The 15,584-nt window shown below is 59.6% G+C and carries 20 protein-coding genes and 2 pseudogenes; 18 read left to right on the top strand and 4 right to left on the bottom strand.

Features of this window, described 5'->3' with window-relative positions:
* Positions 1–1,206 precede the first annotated feature (1,206 nt).
* Positions 1,207–1,464, bottom strand: a complete 258-nt coding sequence (locus LZ686_RS16530; RefSeq protein ID WP_349548478.1) for a hypothetical protein — start codon at positions 1,462–1,464, stop codon at positions 1,207–1,209.
* A gap of 349 nt (positions 1,465–1,813) precedes the next feature.
* Positions 1,814–3,112: an NUMOD3 domain-containing DNA-binding protein gene (locus tag LZ686_RS16525; protein WP_349548477.1), complete on the bottom strand. Its 1,299-nt coding sequence runs from the start codon at positions 3,110–3,112 to the stop codon at positions 1,814–1,816.
* Between the two features lie 50 nt (positions 3,113–3,162).
* Between LZ686_RS16525 and LZ686_RS16520 the strand changes: the two genes are divergently transcribed.
* Both LZ686_RS16520 and LZ686_RS16515 read left to right on the top strand, forming a co-directional pair.
* Positions 3,163–3,996 carry a hypothetical protein gene (locus LZ686_RS16520; RefSeq protein ID WP_502922023.1) on the top strand — a complete coding sequence of 278 codons (834 nt, stop codon included), beginning with the start codon at positions 3,163–3,165 and terminating at the stop codon, positions 3,994–3,996.
* A 378-nt stretch (positions 3,997–4,374) separates the two neighbouring features.
* Positions 4,375–4,863, top strand: a complete 489-nt coding sequence (locus tag LZ686_RS16515; protein ID WP_349548476.1) for a metallophosphoesterase family protein — start codon at positions 4,375–4,377, stop codon at positions 4,861–4,863.
* Between the two features lie 201 nt (positions 4,864–5,064).
* Here the strand turns inward: LZ686_RS16515 and LZ686_RS16510 are convergent, their stop codons facing one another.
* Together LZ686_RS16510 and LZ686_RS16505 are read right to left on the bottom strand one after the other, a co-directional pair.
* Positions 5,065–5,283 carry a hypothetical protein gene (locus LZ686_RS16510; RefSeq protein WP_349548475.1) on the bottom strand — a complete coding sequence of 73 codons (219 nt, stop codon included), beginning with the start codon at positions 5,281–5,283 and terminating at the stop codon, positions 5,065–5,067.
* 130 nt (positions 5,284–5,413) lie between these two features.
* Positions 5,414–5,811, bottom strand: a pseudogene (locus LZ686_RS16505) (transposase family protein); the annotation flags it as partial.
* Positions 5,812–5,921: 110 nt separating this feature from the next.
* Here LZ686_RS16505 and LZ686_RS16500 point away from each other — a divergent pair.
* The 16 genes and pseudogenes from LZ686_RS16500 (at position 5,922) to LZ686_RS16425 (ending at position 15,453) form a co-directional block, all read left to right on the top strand.
* Complete coding sequence (locus tag LZ686_RS16500; protein WP_349548474.1) at positions 5,922–6,158, top strand: hypothetical protein; 237 nt, start codon at positions 5,922–5,924, stop codon at positions 6,156–6,158.
* 27 nt (positions 6,159–6,185) lie between these two features.
* Positions 6,186–6,365 (top strand): hypothetical protein, encoded by a 180-nt coding sequence (locus tag LZ686_RS16495; RefSeq protein ID WP_349548473.1) that lies wholly within the window; start codon positions 6,186–6,188, stop codon positions 6,363–6,365.
* 875 nt (positions 6,366–7,240) lie between these two features.
* Positions 7,241–7,534 carry a type II toxin-antitoxin system RelB family antitoxin gene (gene relB / locus LZ686_RS16490; protein ID WP_084697598.1) on the top strand — a complete coding sequence of 98 codons (294 nt, stop codon included), beginning with the start codon at positions 7,241–7,243 and terminating at the stop codon, positions 7,532–7,534.
* Positions 7,527–7,802 (top strand): type II toxin-antitoxin system RelE/ParE family toxin, encoded by a 276-nt coding sequence (locus LZ686_RS16485; RefSeq protein ID WP_252927333.1) that lies wholly within the window; start codon positions 7,527–7,529, stop codon positions 7,800–7,802. Before relB ends, LZ686_RS16485 begins: the two co-directional genes overlap by 8 nt.
* Positions 7,803–7,937: 135 nt before the next feature.
* On the top strand, positions 7,938–8,279 hold the full coding sequence (locus LZ686_RS16480) for a hypothetical protein (protein WP_347414594.1): 342 nt from the start codon (positions 7,938–7,940) through the stop codon (positions 8,277–8,279).
* A gap of 363 nt (positions 8,280–8,642) precedes the next feature.
* A pseudogene (locus LZ686_RS16475) lies at positions 8,643–9,123 on the top strand (c-type cytochrome).
* Between the two features lie 61 nt (positions 9,124–9,184).
* A complete protein-coding gene (locus LZ686_RS16470; protein ID WP_072298565.1) occupies positions 9,185–9,661 on the top strand; it encodes a DUF411 domain-containing protein in 477 nt (158 codons plus the stop codon).
* A gap of 26 nt (positions 9,662–9,687) precedes the next feature.
* Positions 9,688–10,221 (top strand): L,D-transpeptidase family protein, encoded by a 534-nt coding sequence (locus tag LZ686_RS16465; protein ID WP_502922022.1) that lies wholly within the window; start codon positions 9,688–9,690, stop codon positions 10,219–10,221.
* Positions 10,222–10,335: 114 nt separating this feature from the next.
* Positions 10,336–10,743 carry a hypothetical protein gene (locus LZ686_RS16460; RefSeq protein WP_157001670.1) on the top strand — a complete coding sequence of 136 codons (408 nt, stop codon included), beginning with the start codon at positions 10,336–10,338 and terminating at the stop codon, positions 10,741–10,743.
* 72 nt (positions 10,744–10,815) lie between these two features.
* Positions 10,816–11,034, top strand: coding sequence for a hypothetical protein (locus LZ686_RS16455; protein ID WP_139085877.1), 219 nt, complete (start codon positions 10,816–10,818; stop codon positions 11,032–11,034).
* Between the two features lie 65 nt (positions 11,035–11,099).
* The gene (locus LZ686_RS16450; protein ID WP_349548472.1) at positions 11,100–12,434 is read left to right on the top strand and encodes a TolC family protein; all 1,335 of its coding nucleotides are present in this window, start codon (positions 11,100–11,102) and stop codon (positions 12,432–12,434) included.
* Positions 12,431–13,798, top strand: a complete 1,368-nt coding sequence (locus tag LZ686_RS16445) for a multicopper oxidase family protein (protein ID WP_349548471.1) — start codon at positions 12,431–12,433, stop codon at positions 13,796–13,798. Before LZ686_RS16450 ends, LZ686_RS16445 begins: the two co-directional genes overlap by 4 nt.
* A 33-nt stretch (positions 13,799–13,831) precedes the next feature.
* Positions 13,832–14,311, top strand: coding sequence for a cupredoxin domain-containing protein (locus LZ686_RS16440; RefSeq protein ID WP_349548470.1), 480 nt, complete (start codon positions 13,832–13,834; stop codon positions 14,309–14,311).
* Between the two features lie 17 nt (positions 14,312–14,328).
* The gene (locus LZ686_RS16435) at positions 14,329–14,610 is read left to right on the top strand and encodes a copper-binding protein (protein WP_045983757.1); all 282 of its coding nucleotides are present in this window, start codon (positions 14,329–14,331) and stop codon (positions 14,608–14,610) included.
* Between the two features lie 27 nt (positions 14,611–14,637).
* A complete protein-coding gene (locus LZ686_RS16430; RefSeq protein WP_349548469.1) occupies positions 14,638–14,919 on the top strand; it encodes a hypothetical protein in 282 nt (93 codons plus the stop codon).
* A 48-nt stretch (positions 14,920–14,967) separates the two neighbouring features.
* Positions 14,968–15,453, top strand: coding sequence for a DUF305 domain-containing protein (locus LZ686_RS16425; RefSeq protein ID WP_349548468.1), 486 nt, complete (start codon positions 14,968–14,970; stop codon positions 15,451–15,453).
* Positions 15,454–15,584 lie beyond the last annotated feature (131 nt).

The raw sequence follows: 15,584 nt of genomic DNA, 5'->3' as shown, positions 1-15,584 counted from the left end.
AGAGAGAGAGATAGAGATTTAGTCAGGAATATCCTGACCTCAGTCTCTCGTTACCGCGATCCTCGCGCAGCAATCACTGGCCGAACCCGCTCCCGGCCCAGCCTCCGTTCCAGACCCAGGTTCCCGGATCCGGCCACAGGCCTGTGGCGAACCAGAACCCGATCCAGAATATGGCCCAGATGCAGTAGCAGGTTCGAAAGCTCATCTTCTGGTTCTCCGATGCAGATGCAGAACCTGATGCTAATTCTGCATCTTTGACCGCAGTAGCTCAAAAGCCCCATGGGCCAGGATCTCGAATGGCACTGGCAGATCATCGGCCTTGCCACGAGCATCTCATGAAAGCGAACAGCAGGTTCCTGACACGGAAGTCTCGACGCTTTTGCTGACCCTCGAAGGGGGAGGTCTGGAGAGGCCTTGAGACGGCTCTTTGTGTTGACTGCTACCCCTGCCGGCGCCGTACCCCTTTCAGGCCTCCTGCGGGCCTCTGAGAGGCTGTCAGGGCGCATCGTCTAAGGGGGATCAAAGCAGATCTTCCCGGAAGCGCATTTGCGTGGCCGCACTGCATGCGGATGAGCCTTTCTCGATCGCGGTCACACGAGGAAAACGTTGGTTCTTTGATGGCAGATGATGAGTCTGACCGCGAAGCTGAACCAGATGCCGAGAACCAGACGCCCAGGCCTTGAATGCGGGTCAGGCTCTGGATCTGGACATGATCCTGGATCGGAACCGAGCGCAGGCTTTGATCAAGTGAGCACTGGATCGAATTGGACGATGTGGCGTCCCATTTAAATGGTCTTTCTCATGCCCTGCGCGTACATGCCCTGAGAGCCGTTCGGAAGGGCTACAGGGCCGCGAAAGACAGTGTTAATAGGCTGCCCCCTGCCTGAAACGGAACAAGGCCTTCAGCGGCCCTTGGCGGCGCTCCCACAAGCGAATGGTTGAGGGTATGCCTCTGGGAGCCTGTTATGCGTCTCTCAATGGAACGGTAGCATAGGGAGAGGTCAACTGTGCCCCGTAACGGCTGCGGATGAGGCCTGGCCAGATCGATCATCGCGCTGCGGCATATCTCTCCCATGACAGGGTCGCGAAGATATCTTGGCCCACGGACGAGGTGACCGAAAGGCCGGCGGTCTGCCGGACGGGTTTTACGAATGCCTCGGACTGCGTCCGTTGTTCCTCCCCATGTCGTGCGTGAACAAACAGGCCTCATGCCGGCAAAATCAGAATTTCCTGCGCACGCGGTTTATAGGGTGGCTTGGCCTGTGCCGTCTCTCCTTTATGGTGGATCACCAGGACGGCTTGGCATGGGAGGTACCACCCTTTTTTCGCGCTCAGGGCGACAAGACGTTTGACGGACCACCCGACAGCTCCCGGAAAATTCATGATTTTCAGGCGCACCAGAGTGAACCACGCCAATCCATCTTGGTTCAGATCCTCTCCCTTCCAGGCATCAACCTGGGCCACGGGCGGCGGTGTCTTCGGTTACGCCCCCTTGAACGAGACTTGCAAGGATAGCTCCGTCAGCCGCTCCCAACTGATCGATGGCGGGACATTTCAGAATCATTCCTGACCTGCCGGGGCCTTGAACACAGGCTGCCGGTAGGCGGCTCAAGCCACCGCAGTTATCCAAGGCGTTAAGGGGCGGCCTGTTCTAGTGGAACGGCAGAAGCGGATCTGAGATGGGTCAACAGCCTTCAGCGAACGAGCCGACCTTCCCGACGCAGCTTTTTTCCTGGAAGGTTCAGACGCACCGCCAACCCTGATCCGTTCCCAATTATGGAAGTCTTGCGCTCAACTGCAGAACGTTACTGTCTCATGGCGCGCTCCATCCGCCCTTGCGGCGCTGATAAGGGAACCCGTGCTTCGGACCCCAATCGGACACCGTCATGTAGATTGTAGTTGCACCCACGTCGAAGGCCGAGGCCAGGGCAGCGATCGCCTCGCCGCCGTTGTAGCGCGCAATGATGGTCATGCGGTCCTTGTCGGTCAGCTTTGCGCGATGGTTGGACGCGGCCACGATGCGCAGGAACGGATAACCGTTATCCGGCCCCCAGTGCAGCACCACTGCCCGGACGCCGGTCAGCCCCAGGGAAACGTCCCTGGCGATCGCGCTGTAGCTCTCGCCGGCCGCGCGGCGCCGACAGATTTCGGCCCGCTGCTGATCCGTTACCTTGGAAGGCCCCGCCTTCTCACCCTTGAATCCCCCCGCGGCTTTCTTTGCTGCCTGCGCTGCGCGTCGAGCACACCGCTCCTCCTCCTGGCGGCGCAAGGTCTCCCTGCGCTGCTCGGCAAACATCGCGACCCGCGTGGCCGACAGCTTCGCGCGGGTTTCGCTCGACACCTTCTTCCCTTTATGCGCCCGGGAGATGGCCGCGCGTGTTTCGGGGGACTTGATATGCCCATAGGCGGGATGCGCCTTGCCGAACTTGCCCCAGCCCGGGTTTCCTTCCCCGGACGACCGACGGCTGATGCCGGCGATCTGCTCTGGTGACAGCTTGCGCCCGGCCCCGCCATCACCGCCCGGTGTCATGTTGTAGCCGATGGAGCGGTCCCGGTAGCTTCCGGTCTGGGCGATCCACGCTCGCTCGAGTGCTTGCAACTCCGTATCATTCTCTCCCTGGTCGATGATCGTCCAGTCGAAGGCGCTCCAGCCGTGCTTGCGGATCGAGGCATAGAAATAACTGTCGCTGCCGTAGAGATCGCGGCGCATCGCCCGTTGGCGGTGGCGGGCCTTTGCATGGTAGAGGTGCCGGACGGTCTTACCGATGTAGATCTTTCCGGTTATCCGGTTCGTGGCACGGTAGATGATCATCGACGAACCACGGGGGACGAACTTCTCTTGCAGGATGACCCTTTCCAGGCCGTCAGACGGCCGGCAGTCGCCACTTTCTTCGGCGGCCGCTCCTGCATTCTCCGAGATCGGGTGCAGGTCCAGAGAGCCTTGCACGGTGAAACGACCGTTCGGCGCAGGTTCATCACGATGGCGCGCATGAGCTTCGGATTCGTAATGCGGGAGATCCGGCTCAGGATGACCCATTTGGATACCAGTATCATCGCACGGGGCAGGGGTGTCGGAATGCGCTTCCGGCTCGTCTTCAGGTCTGTTGGTCATACGGCCTCTCGAAGGGACATGGAAAAGAAAACTTTCAAAATGAAAGATTATTGGCCGTGGTGACGAAGAGGAACCTGTCCTTTGGTTGGGTGGAGGCGGCAATCCGATATGGCGGGGTCTTCGGTGCGGCTGAAAAGATCGTCTATCGGGAGATCTTCGGTCTGTCGGAGCCGACCGTCTCCCGGCACCAGGCTGAGTTCGAGGCGCTGTTCGAGCAGGCTTGCGGACCGGTCTTTCTGCGTGACGAAGAGGGTCGGGTGCAGGGCGGTCGGCTGACGCTGGACGAGAGCGCCACGCTGCCAGAGGCGCCGGTCTTCTCTTCCATACCGCGCCTGGAGCGGTGGTTGGACGACATGCTGGGCAGCAGGGGGTACGTCGAGGCGGATCTCCGGCAGCCAGATCCGAACCTTGCCGTCGTGCGGACGGTGGTCCGTGCGATCCGCACCGAAACGCCCCTTCTCGTCACTGTAGATGGCGGAGGACGAGAGCAAGGTCGCCTGGTCTCGCCCCACGCCATCTTCCGCATCAAGGGACGGTTCCTCATGCGGGGATACGAACACCTGACGATGCAGTACCGGGACACTGCACTGGCGCGGATCACCCGGGTCGTCCTTGCGCCCGGGACCGAACCTTACAGGGATGCTCGGCTTGACGAGGCATGGAAGCGGTTCAGCACCGTGGTGACCCGGAGCAGCGATGCCGGGCCGGACGATGAGGTGTATGCGTTCAGCGACAAAGAGGACGAAGACGAAGGCTACGGCGAGATCCAGGTCCGGGAGGCATTCCTTCCTTACCTCCGCGATGAGATCGTCGGGAGCTATCTGGACACCGACCCGGTCAGCAAAGGAGATCCCGGTCGGAAGTCCAAGCCCGGGCGGTCCTGACCCAAGGACATGGGAACCTCCGCATGCAGGAGACGCAATTTTCCTGCCCGCCTTATGTTCAGCCTGCGTTCGGAATGAAGGTCCGGAACATACCCTAGACGGTCACCAAATGCATGCTGTTGCAGTGCTTGAACAACATGGAGCAGTGCTTTGATAGGCCGGGAGCCGCAAAGGCGGCGACGGCGTCAGAGACACGAGAACTGAACGAAGAGATAGCGTCAGTCCTCCGCGCTCGCCTTGGCGACGACCGAACAGTCTCCCGCGATAGAAGAGCAGCCGAGAAGCATGCTATGACCGCTTCAGGGGCCTTGGCCAGCAAAGACGGCAGCCACCGGGCTGACAAAGCACCAAGGTGCGATGACCAAAAGGACCTGCCTCATGCAACCACTTTGCCCGCCATTTCCTAGGCAGTGCATCGGTGTCATTGCTGACACTCACGGTCTGCTACGCCCTGAGGCGCTGGAGGCTCTCAAAGGGGTAGACCGTATCCTGCACGCGGGCGACATAGGCGACCCTGACCATCTTGACGCGCTGGCGCACATCGCCCCGGTAACGGCAATCCGGGGCAACATCGATCGCGGGCACTGGGCTGAGTCCCTTCCCGAAACGGTGAGCCTCACGATCGGAGGCCTGCGGATCCACATGATCCATGACCGCAAAGCTTTGCAGGGCGATCCAAGAGCCGCGGGGTGGAACGTCGTCATCTCGGGCCACTCCCACAAGCCCAGCATTGAGGAAGGCAGCGGCACCCTCTGGCTGAACCCCGGCGCCGCCGGCCCCCGCCGTTTCCACTTGCCGATCACGTTGGCCTTCCTCTGGGAAGAAGCCAGTCGACCCTGCGCGATGATCCACCCGTTGCTCGTCTGACCTGCTTGCGCCTGGACATGGCTCCCTGAACCGCAGAACTTTGCAAAGCGCCTGTGGCGCACCCTGGAAATACGAGTGTGTCTACCTGCATGCCCAGGAGACCGGATCGCAGGCATGCACCGGTGTCCGGTAACGTATGGAATTCCACAACCACCGTCGACCGCACAAGGCCCCTAGCGGTCGACTACCGGCATGGCCAGATCAACGATTAATAAGCAGATCTAAAGCCGATAGGAGGCCAGCGCCGGCCCAAAGGGCAAGGATGATCTGAACCCAATAAGCGGGAAGGTGCTGGCGCTGCAGAAGCAATTCTTCAGCCTCAAGTTTGCGTTGTACGGCCATCAGCTTCGCAGTTTCTGCGTTGAGCTTGCGCGTCTCGGACCAGAGCCGGTTTATGTCATTTTCAGGGTTGGTAGGCATGAGCTCGACCTCCTATTCTAGCAAGTCTGACTGCTCATCAGCGAGGCGCGACTGAAAGAACAGAGCCATTTCCTTATTCGTAGTAAGTTCAGCATAATATAGTCGAATTAGCTGCGTCTAGGATCATGATTCATAACCAATAGATGACGGTTGCTGCGAAGGGTCGACGGTCAAGAGGAAGACCTTCGAACATCTGTCGTATCGTGTTACCACGCACTTCTAATTCTTGAGCATTTCGAACATGTTCTTGGTGTGACTTTGCCGCTTGTAGCGTCGCTTGTGATACTTGACCGGCGTCTTGCGGTGTTTCCGATCGGAGGTGCGTGTGCGTATCTCCTTGTCCTACAACGCATCTCTCAACCACTCAGCATCATAACCGCGGTCGCCAAGCAGCCATTTGACGTTTGGCAAGCCGCTGAGCAGCGTCCGTGCGCTGATATAATAGCTCACCTGCCCGGCGGTAGTGAACAGGTCGAGCGGTCGGCCCTAGCTGTCGCAAATGGCATACAGCATGGCATTCATGCCGCCCGTTCTTAGGGAAACAGCCTACTGGACTGCTTCCGCCGTGCGGCAGGCGTCGGTTCATCTCCCGCACCCCGAACGTCAGCAAGGGTAGGGCAATTTGCAATCTGTATAGTGTGAAGACCTCGCAGGAGGCACTGACTCGTCTGATCGATGGGCTCACCGACCGCGCCGGAAACCTAACCTCCGGCAGCGTCTATCACGATCAGCCGGCGTCGATCATCCGCAACAGCGACGACGGGCCGGAACTGGTCAAGGCGCGATGGGGCATGCCCTCGCCGCCGTCGGTCCTGAAGACCGCGCGCTATCCGGGCGTCACCAATGTGCGCAACCTCGCGTCGCCGCATTGGTAGCGCTGGCTGGGGCAGGGTCATCGCTGCTTGGTGACGTTCACCAGCTTCTCAGAGCCGCGCGGAAAGGGGCAGGGGGTGCAGTGGTTCGCGCCTACTGACGCGGAGACGATCATGTTCCTCGCGGGGATCGAGATCCGTGGCTGGACTTCGCTCCGCAAGATGAAGGATGGCGAGACGACCGATGATCTCTACGCTTTCCTTTCCTGACCTGTCCACCAAACGCCGAGGTCGCGGCGATCCATCCCAAGGCCATGCCGGTGATCCTGACGCATCCGGAGGAATGGGAGGCTTGGCTCAGCGGCATCCGTGCCGAGGAGCTGCAGCGGCCCCTGCTGGACGGCGCGCTGACACCCGCCGAGGCGGCGCTCTGAGCAGCATGGACGGCCGGGCGGACATCGTGGACGGTCTAGCACCGTGGCGGCCTCCGCCCGGCGGTTCGCGCCTCTTCCTCGCTGCAGAACCAGCGTTCGCCCCGGGCTTCGCTGATCCGGGTCGCTGCGTAGGCGTCCATTTCATCATGCGGGAAGGACGTTCACACCTAGAACGTGTATCAAAAGCCGTGCGGTTTTAAGACATGTCGCAAAAGGGCGTTCTACGACGGCTTTTGCAGCACGCTGGACGATGTTGCACCAACGATCGTTTTTGAACACTCTGAAAAAGGGGTAGGGGAGGCGGGCATTCTTTGATCCGCGTTGCAGCTTTGGAACTGCTGCATGTCACTGCTTTTGCCTACCTGGAAAGCAGTATGACCTTTTGGTCCGACAAAAGGTCAAAATGACGTTTTTGCTTGACACTTCGAAGCTGCGATCGCGATCGGCGGATACTGTGATCACCACACCTTTTTGGAAAGCAGCCTCACGGCCGTAAGACAGCATCGACGCGCATGGCGGCCATCGGACGCTAAGGACTTATCCACATTTTTCGGGGGTAATATCGGGGATAAAGCCGTAACGATAATTACTGCAATGCCTTCGGTCTCATTCTTAAATCAGCATTCCACACCACTGAGCCAGACGAGGCCAAACAAGTCTTGATCCTTCTATGGCATTGTGTATCTCATATGAGATACACAGGAGGCTCGAATGCCCACCCATACCTCGATGCTGCATGTCCGTGTGGACGATCATCTCAAGGCACAAGCCAGTAGCGCACTGGCAGGTGTAGGCCTGACCCTATCAGACGCAGTCCGCATCCTGCTGACCCGTGTGGCGGCTGAAGGGGGTTTGCCGGCCGGTCTGACTGCAAATCCTCAAAGCTATGATAGCTGGTTCCGGGCGAAAGTGCAGGAAGCGCTGACAGATACCCGACCTGGCGTTCCACATGACCAAGTCATGCGTGACGCCCGGGCATTGATCGACGGCAAACGGGGTGCCTGAACTCGAATGGAAAGCCTTCGCGGTCGCCGACCTCATGGCAATTGTCGACTATATCTCGGATGACAATCCTGATGCTGCTCTTGCTCTGATGGAGGAAATTCAGGGAAAGGTTGCGCAACTTCCAATGCATCCCAAGCGGTGCCGGTCAGGACGCGTTCAGGGAACACGTGATTTGGCCGTTCGCCCGAACTACATTGTCATCTATGCTGAGACGCCGTCTGTCGTGACGATCCTTCGCGTGCTTCATGCCGCGCAGATGTGGCCCTGATAAGCGATCGGTCGAAAGACGAGGGTGGGCGCCGGCTCAGCGGCAGTGTCCCGGTCAGATCCATCCTGTTCCGGTCACGGCAACGCGATCATCTTGTCGTGGATTTTTTTGCAGCATGCCGCTAAGTCGATAGTCATGAAGACCTATCTGCGGGCCCTGTTTCTTGTCGCCTTCACCGTATTCGCGGTTGGATCGATGATGCCCGCGCCGGCGACTGCCGCGTCATTGCCAGATGACGGCATGACGGCAATGGCACATTTCGGCATGTCCGAATGCCTGGATTGCAGCGACAGGGGTGAAATTGGAACGGCGGGCTGCAATCTGATCTGTGCGGCGGGGGGCTTCGTCCCGGTTCCTGAATTTCAGACCTCTGATCTCAGACACGCTCGGCGCCTCTCGAAGCGGCAGGTTGCCGATGTCATGTTCAGTGACCTGAATTGGCTGCCGTTACGAAGCCCCCCACGCCCCTTCATCTGATTTGACTGCCGCTGTGGCAGGCGACGCGTGCGCACAAGGTTTTCCCCCCTTGAGCTCGCTCGCTGCCAGGACTGCTGAATCCCTTTAGGTCCGCAGTCCCGTTTCAAATCCAGATAGTCAGGTGTCCTATGCAGCAGAGTTTGCATGCAGCTCTACGCACTGAGTTTTTCCTTGAGATTTCTGCCGTCAATGCGGCTTGCGAAGAATGGCTTGACCACCCTCTTCTGAGGGAAACGGCATGACAATGATGAATAGCCCCATGACGGGCATGATGATGCTGAGCTGCGGACTCTTTGCGCTTCTCGCCCTGGCCCTCCTGGTCCTGGGCATCGCTGCCCTTCTCAAGTACCTGCGAGGGCCGTCATGAGATCACAGGTTCTGTTGCTCGTCGGACTGTCATTTGCCGGTATGGCGGCCGTGGCGGCTTTCGCACAGGTTAATCGGTCCGAAAGGGCTGAAGTTGCTTTTCAGGGTGCTCCAGTAACCGCGCAGGAGATCGTACAAGGAAAAGAACTCTACGCGCAAAATTGCGCGTCATGCCACGGACCGGATCTGGAAGGACAGCCCGACTGGAAACGTCCGCTGGAGAACGGGCGGATGCCGGCACCGCCCCATGACGAAACGGGGCATACATGGCACCACTCCGACAATCAGCTGTTCACACTGACCAAGCTGGGGGATCAGTGGTGTCGTGCCTGGCTATGAGAGCGACATGCCGGCCTTCGAGGGCATTCTGACGGATGCGGAAATCCGCGCCACCCTGGCCTACATCAAAAGCACATGGCCCAAGCGCCAATACGAGTATCAGGCCGAGGTCTCCGACCGTGAGGGACCGGAAGAATGATTGCAGCAAAATCCACAAGCCTGTCGGCGGCCCCTGGCCGCCTTTTCTGGGAGGATCGGCGTTGAACTTCGTCACCCGTCGCTTCGTGTTATGTGCCGCCGCCGCCGTAACCGCACTGCCTGCATTCGGGCAGCTACCTGTTGTTTCCACCGCCATCCATGTCGTGGAGGGCAGGGGGTGCGAATGCTGTCGGCAATGGACACAGCACCTTCAGAATGCCGGCTTTCAGGTCACGAGTGAGGAGCGTTTCGGCACGCTTCTCATGCAGCACAAGATCGACCTCGGCGTTCCCATCGACCTGACGTCTTGTCACACCGGGTCGGTCGAGGGCTATTTCGTGGAAGGACATGTCCCAGCCACCGATATCCGCAAACTGCTTCAAGAGCGTCCCGACGCCCTTGGCCTGACCGTTCCGGGCATGCCCTATGGCAGCCCCGGAATGGGCCCGGAAAGCCGCCGTGAGGCTTATGATGTCCTGCTCGTGCTCAAGGATGGAAGCCACACAATCTTTAACCGATACGCCGCTGCGTCGGCCTGAAGCATGATCTCCAAGGAGCTCTCTCTATGATAACCTTTAATCGCCGACATGCGTCGCTGGCTATGCTCGCATCCCTTGCTGCATGCGGATCGTCAGGGCCCAGCTCGGCCCCTGCACCGCAATTCAAGCGATACTCCGGCCCGCCGGTAACACAGGTGGCTGTCTACAAGGGCCAACGCCGGATGCACCTGCTGAACGGCCAGACAGGCTTGCGATCCTATGATTTTGGGCTGGGCAACCAGCCGGTTGGCCCTAAGCAGTTCGAAGGCGACGGAAAGACGCCCGAGGGGCTGTATTTCATCGACCGCTTCAATCCGCGCAGCAGATATCACCTGTCTGTCGGCATTTCCTACCCCAATGATCAGGACAAGGCTTACGCCGCACAGTTCGGTCGAAGTGCGGGAAGCGACATCATGTTCCACGGGCGGGGTCCGGAAGGAAACGCACTCGCACCACGAAATCGCGATTGGACAGCCGGATGCCTCGCCCTCACCGATCAGGAAATCGAAGACGTCTACGCCATGCTGCAGCCGGGTGTACCGGTGATGCTTTATGCATAGGGCTTTGAATGATCACGTTCGAGCAACGGCAACAGATGGCCGAGGCGGTAACATTCCTGCGCAAGGCGCTGGAAATTCATTGATGTCTAACTTTCACCCTATTAGACAACACTTATGATCCACGTTCTGCGCCAGCTTGCTATGATCTTCGTCGTGACTTTGGTCTCGATGGGCGTCACTGCATCTGCAGGAAACGCGTCGATGGATCTGAAATGCGACATGATGCTGACAGCCGCCGCTGCCGATAGCTCTGATGATCATGGACAGCACTTTGCTGGTGATAGCTCGGACCAATCCCATTTGAGTGTCGTAATTGTCGAAGATCATGTCCATAATGAGGATACGTCTTCCGAAGGGCATGGATCGCACTGCAAGGCCCATGCCTGCCCGGTTACAGCACTCCTGAGTTCCAGCGATATGGCTCAGGCCTTTCTGATCAGCCAGACGATTGAAGCTGTCCGCACGGCCCCGCTGGTGGAACTGACCGTTTCCGAAGGACTGCGCCGCCCTCCGCGGGCCTGATCCGAACGTTGCAAGCCGACGCCTGAACGGGCCACGGCGACCATCCTTCTGATCTAAAAGCGGATTCATCACATGAAACTTCTGTTTGCGGCTGCAATGCCGCTTGTCGCGGTGGCTTGCGCCCCGCTGGCGCCTCTGGATACGTCATCCGGGCTTGTCACCGTTGCTGACACGACATCTCCCGTTTCAAACCTGCAGGCAGGTCCTGCCATCACCTATCGAAGCCGCAGCGTTCAGGAACCAGGTAACTGGACCGACCTGAACAATGCCCAAGCCCCGGGTGTCGAATGAAGAGGGCATTGGGACTTTCGTTGGGCGCAGTGCTGCTGCTGTCCGCCTGTGCGGATACGGTGACCATGAGCAAGGCCCGCGGCGAGCGGGCAGGGTTCGAGACTGTTGCCGGGATCTCCCGACAGGCGACAGGGGCAGAGGCAGCCTGGCTTCAGACGCCGGCTGAACGGCAGGCTCATGCGCAACGCGTGCGCGCCATTGTTCAGGGAAAGACAATCAGTGCCGAACAGGCGGTGCAGGTGGCGCTTCTGAACAACCCCGGCCTGCAGGCCAGTTATGCTGACCTGGGCATGTCTGCTGCAGATCTGTGGGAGACGGCCCTCGGACCGGTACCGAGCGTCGGCATCTCAGTGTCCGGGCTGGTCAGTGGAGATGTCACCCGGTCCGTGGAAGGTACGGTGGCGTCATCAATTCTGGACATGGTCACGAAGAGATCGCGCACGCGGGCCGCCGATCTGGAGTTTCGGCAGGCTCAGCTGGCCGCAGCGGGCGAAACCCTGGCGCTGGCCCATGAAACCCGCCGGACCTGGATCGAGGCCGTCGGTGCGTTCGAGGCAGCCGGTCTGGTCGGTCGAGCGCAAGGCGCCGCGGACGCGGCATCCGAGCTGGCCGCAGAGCTTGGCGAAACGGGTGCGCTGAGTCGCGCCGATCAGGCACGGGAACATGCGTTCAATGCAGAGCTGGCAGCCGAACGAGCCGAGGCAAGGCTGGAAGCACAAATTGCGAAAGAGAAGCTCGTTCGCCTTCTGGGCCTGTGGGGCACAGGGACAGAGTTCTATGTTCCCGACAGCCTGCCGGCGCTTCCGGGCAGCGCGCCGAACCGTTCCAATATCGAACGGCTGGCGCTGGAAAACCGCGTCGATTTGGCTGCGGGCCGGTTGGAGCTGGAGGCTGTGGCCGCGCGCTATCGACTGACTGGACAGACCCGCATGCTCTCGGATGCAGAAGTCGCCGCCGGCGTCGAAATCGAGCGTGAAGATGGAGAGAACGAACGCTCACCGGTGGTCGACGTCGCCTTCAGCATTCCGGTTTACGACACCAGCGGACTGATTTCCCGCCGCGGAAAACTCGAATATCTGCGTTCGGCCAATAACCTGGCGCAGTCGGCGATCAATGCCCGCTCGGAGGCGCGGTCTGCCTATTCGGCAGTCACGGGCAAGCATCAGATCGCCCTGCACTGGCGCGACCAGGTCCTGCCTCTGCGCCGGGAAATCGATGAGCAGGCGCTACTGAGCTACAACGGCATGCTGACCTCCACTTTCGAGCTTCTGAACGATGCCCGTGAAGGGTTGGACTCCCAGCTGAGCGCTGCCGAGGCGAAGCGCGACTACTGGCTGGCCGAGGCGGATGCCACCGCCGCGATCTGGGGTGGCGCAAGTGACAATGGAGAGGACGAATGATGAATCGCAGACAACTGATGGGTGCGGGCATCGGGGCAGGGGCTGCGGCCCTGACCGTCAACATGGGTCAGGCGCAGACACGCTTTCGCGATCTGCCCGAGGCGGCCAGCACGGACAGCCCCTATACGCAGGTGCCGCCGCGCCCGACGACCGGACTTGAATACAACCCGATCGTAACTCTGAACGGCTGGTCGCTGCCCTATCGAATGAACGGCAATGTCAAGGAATTCCACCTTGTCGCCGAGCCGGTCGAGCGGATCATGGCGGACGGAATGGTCGCGCGCCTGTGGGGTTATAACGGACAGTCCACCGGCCCCACGATCGAGGCCATCGAGGGCGAGCGGGTCCGCATCTATGTGACCAACCGCCTGCCCGAACATACCTCGGTTCACTGGCACGGCCTGATCCTGCCGTCCGGGATGGACGGTGTGTCGGGTCTCAGCCATCCGGGCATCCCTTCGGGCAAGACCTTCGTCTACGAGTTCGATCTCGTGAAGTCGGGGACCTTCATGTACCACCCCCATGCCGACGAGATGGTCCAGATGGCCATGGGCATGATGGGGCTGTTCATCGTGCATCCGCGCGACCCGGCCTTCATGCCGGTGGATCGTGACTTCGGTATCCTGTTGGCCGCCTATGACATCGATCCCGGCACCTATATCCCCCGCGTCGCGGAGATGACGGACTTCAACCTGTGGACCTTTAACAGCCGCATTTTCCCGGACATTGACCCGCTTGTCGCCAGCAAAGGCGACCGTGTCCGAGTGCGTGTCGGCAATCTGACAATGACCAATCACCCCATTCACATGCATGGCTATGATTTCGAGGTGACCTGCACAGATGGAGGATGGGTCCGGCCGGAAGCCCGCTGGCCTGAGGTCAGCATCGATATTCCTGTAGGTGCGATGCGTGCCTACGAATTCGATGCCGTTCATGAAGGGGACTGGGCGTTCCACTGCCACAAGTCGCACCATACCATGAACGCCATGGGGCACGAGTTGCCCACGATCATCGGCGCCAACAAGAGCCGCGTCACCGACATGGTCCGCCGTCACCAGCCCGGCTACATGCCGATGGGCACCGCCGGCATGGGTGACATGGGCGAGATGTCCATGGAGATTCCCGAAAACACCATCCCGATGATGGCAGGCTGGGGTCCGCATGGTCCGCTGGAGATGGGCGGCATGTTCTCTGTCATGAAGGTGCGCGAGGGTATCGCCCCTGACGACTATTCCGATCCGGGCTGGTTCGAGAACCCTCCCGGTACGCAGGCATGGGAATGGACGGGCGAGTTGCCCGAGCATGCCAGCAACTACAGCCCTGAAACCATCCTGACGCCGCGCGGCGGCAAGCGGTTGGGCTGATCTGATCCTATCGAGCAACACAAAGGAAACACGATGAAATCGTTTATGCTGGTGACTGCCATTTCCCTCTTCCCGGCCCTCGCACTTGCCGCGGGTACCCATGAAGGCGGCCATGACGAATATGCCATGGGGACCCCGGCCGCAGAGGGGGCCGCAGACATGAAATCCGTCGAGATCTCGATGCGGGAGACCGACGAGGGAACGATGATCTTCGAGCCTTCGGAACTGTCTTTTGCCTCCGGCGAAACCGTCCGCCTTGTGATTACCAACAATGGCGAGCTGGAACATGAATTCGTCATGGATACCGTCGAGGCCAATGCCGAGCACAAGGAGCTGATGGCAAGGTTTCCCGAGATGGAACACGACGACCCGAACGCGGTCCGTCTTCAGCCAGGCGAGACCGGCGAGATCCTGTGGACCTTCAAGAATGCCGGCGAATACGAATTCGCCTGCCTGATGCTGGGCCATTACGAGTCCGGCATGCACGGCCCCCTGAACGTCACCGAATCCTGAACCGCGAGGACCTGACCATGAAACTGATCCAACTGACTGCCGCTGCGCTGATCCTTTCTGCTGGAGGCGCCTTTGCGGACACGCACATCACCAACGGGACCGTCACCAAGGTCGACACCCAATGGAGCAAGGTGACCGTCGATCATGAGGAGCTGAAGAACCTGGATATGCCGGCCATGAAGATGGTCTTCCAGGTCGCAGAGCCGGAAATGCTCGAGGGCCTGAGCGAGGGGCAGAGCATCCGCTTTGCGGCCGACCGGGTCAAAGGCAAGCTGACCATCACTGAAATTCTGGAATAATCGAACCGTCGCCGTTCGGAGGATAAAATGAACAAGAAATTTGTGGCCATTCTTACTGCGGTCAGCCTGATGGCTGGTGCCGGATATGCTGAAGAGGCAAGTCACGGCACAAGAGGATCGAATGCAGGCTCAGGGGGCGGAGCATCAGCTTCCGTGGACAATACGCCGGAAAGGCCTGACTGGTCGGATTCTGTTGCGCGGGCTACGAATACGATTCCTGTTCCGGCAGGGCGTATCATGTCCTCAGAGGAACTGGGTAGGGCAGGGTTGAGCCCTGACGATGTCGTCATGCATGTTTCAGTTTTCTGAGCAACAGGCTTAGCATCGTCAAATGTCTCAAATTTACGGAGAACTAAGATGAGTTCTATTAAGATCCTTATTGCCGCAGCGATTGCTGCGACCAGCCTTACTGCGCCCGTCTTTGCTCAGGACGCTGAATTCCAGATGCCTGAGCAGTGCGCCATGGCTGCACCCGCCAGTGATATGCCTGCTGAAAGCATGGACGGGTCACAGATGGGCGGCGATGCGCAGTCTGACGGCATGGGCGCCATGATGGGGATGGGTGGCGTGGACTTGGCAACCATGCCGGAACATGTTCAGGAGAACATGCGTCGCATGATGGTCACGATGCCTGCCATGCATGACGGCATGATGAACGAAGATGCCGACGTGGCCTTTGCTTGCGGGATGATTGCCCACCATCAAGGTGCCATCGACATGGCCCAGGTTCTTCTTGAGCATGGCGAAGACGCTGAGATGATCGAACTTGCGGGTGAGATCATCGCCGCCCAAGTCGGTGAGATCGAGGAAATGACCACCTGGCTGGCTGAGAACGCCAACTGAGCCTGCCTTGAACCGCGCGGCATGATGCCGCGCGGTTCTCTGCTAAAGACCATCAAAAAAGACCCGCGGCCGCTCTTGACCTTCCCATCATGGGAAGCCGCATATCTGTTCCCTAAAACGAACGGAGCCCA

Origin of the sequence: Paracoccus sp. NFXS7 (assembly GCF_040148865.1) — a bacterium.
Classification (GTDB): Bacteria; Pseudomonadota; Alphaproteobacteria; order Rhodobacterales; family Rhodobacteraceae; genus Paracoccus; species Paracoccus marcusii.
The sequence above is the reverse complement of the archived record's forward strand: the minus strand, read 5'-3'. Positions and strand labels throughout refer to the sequence as shown.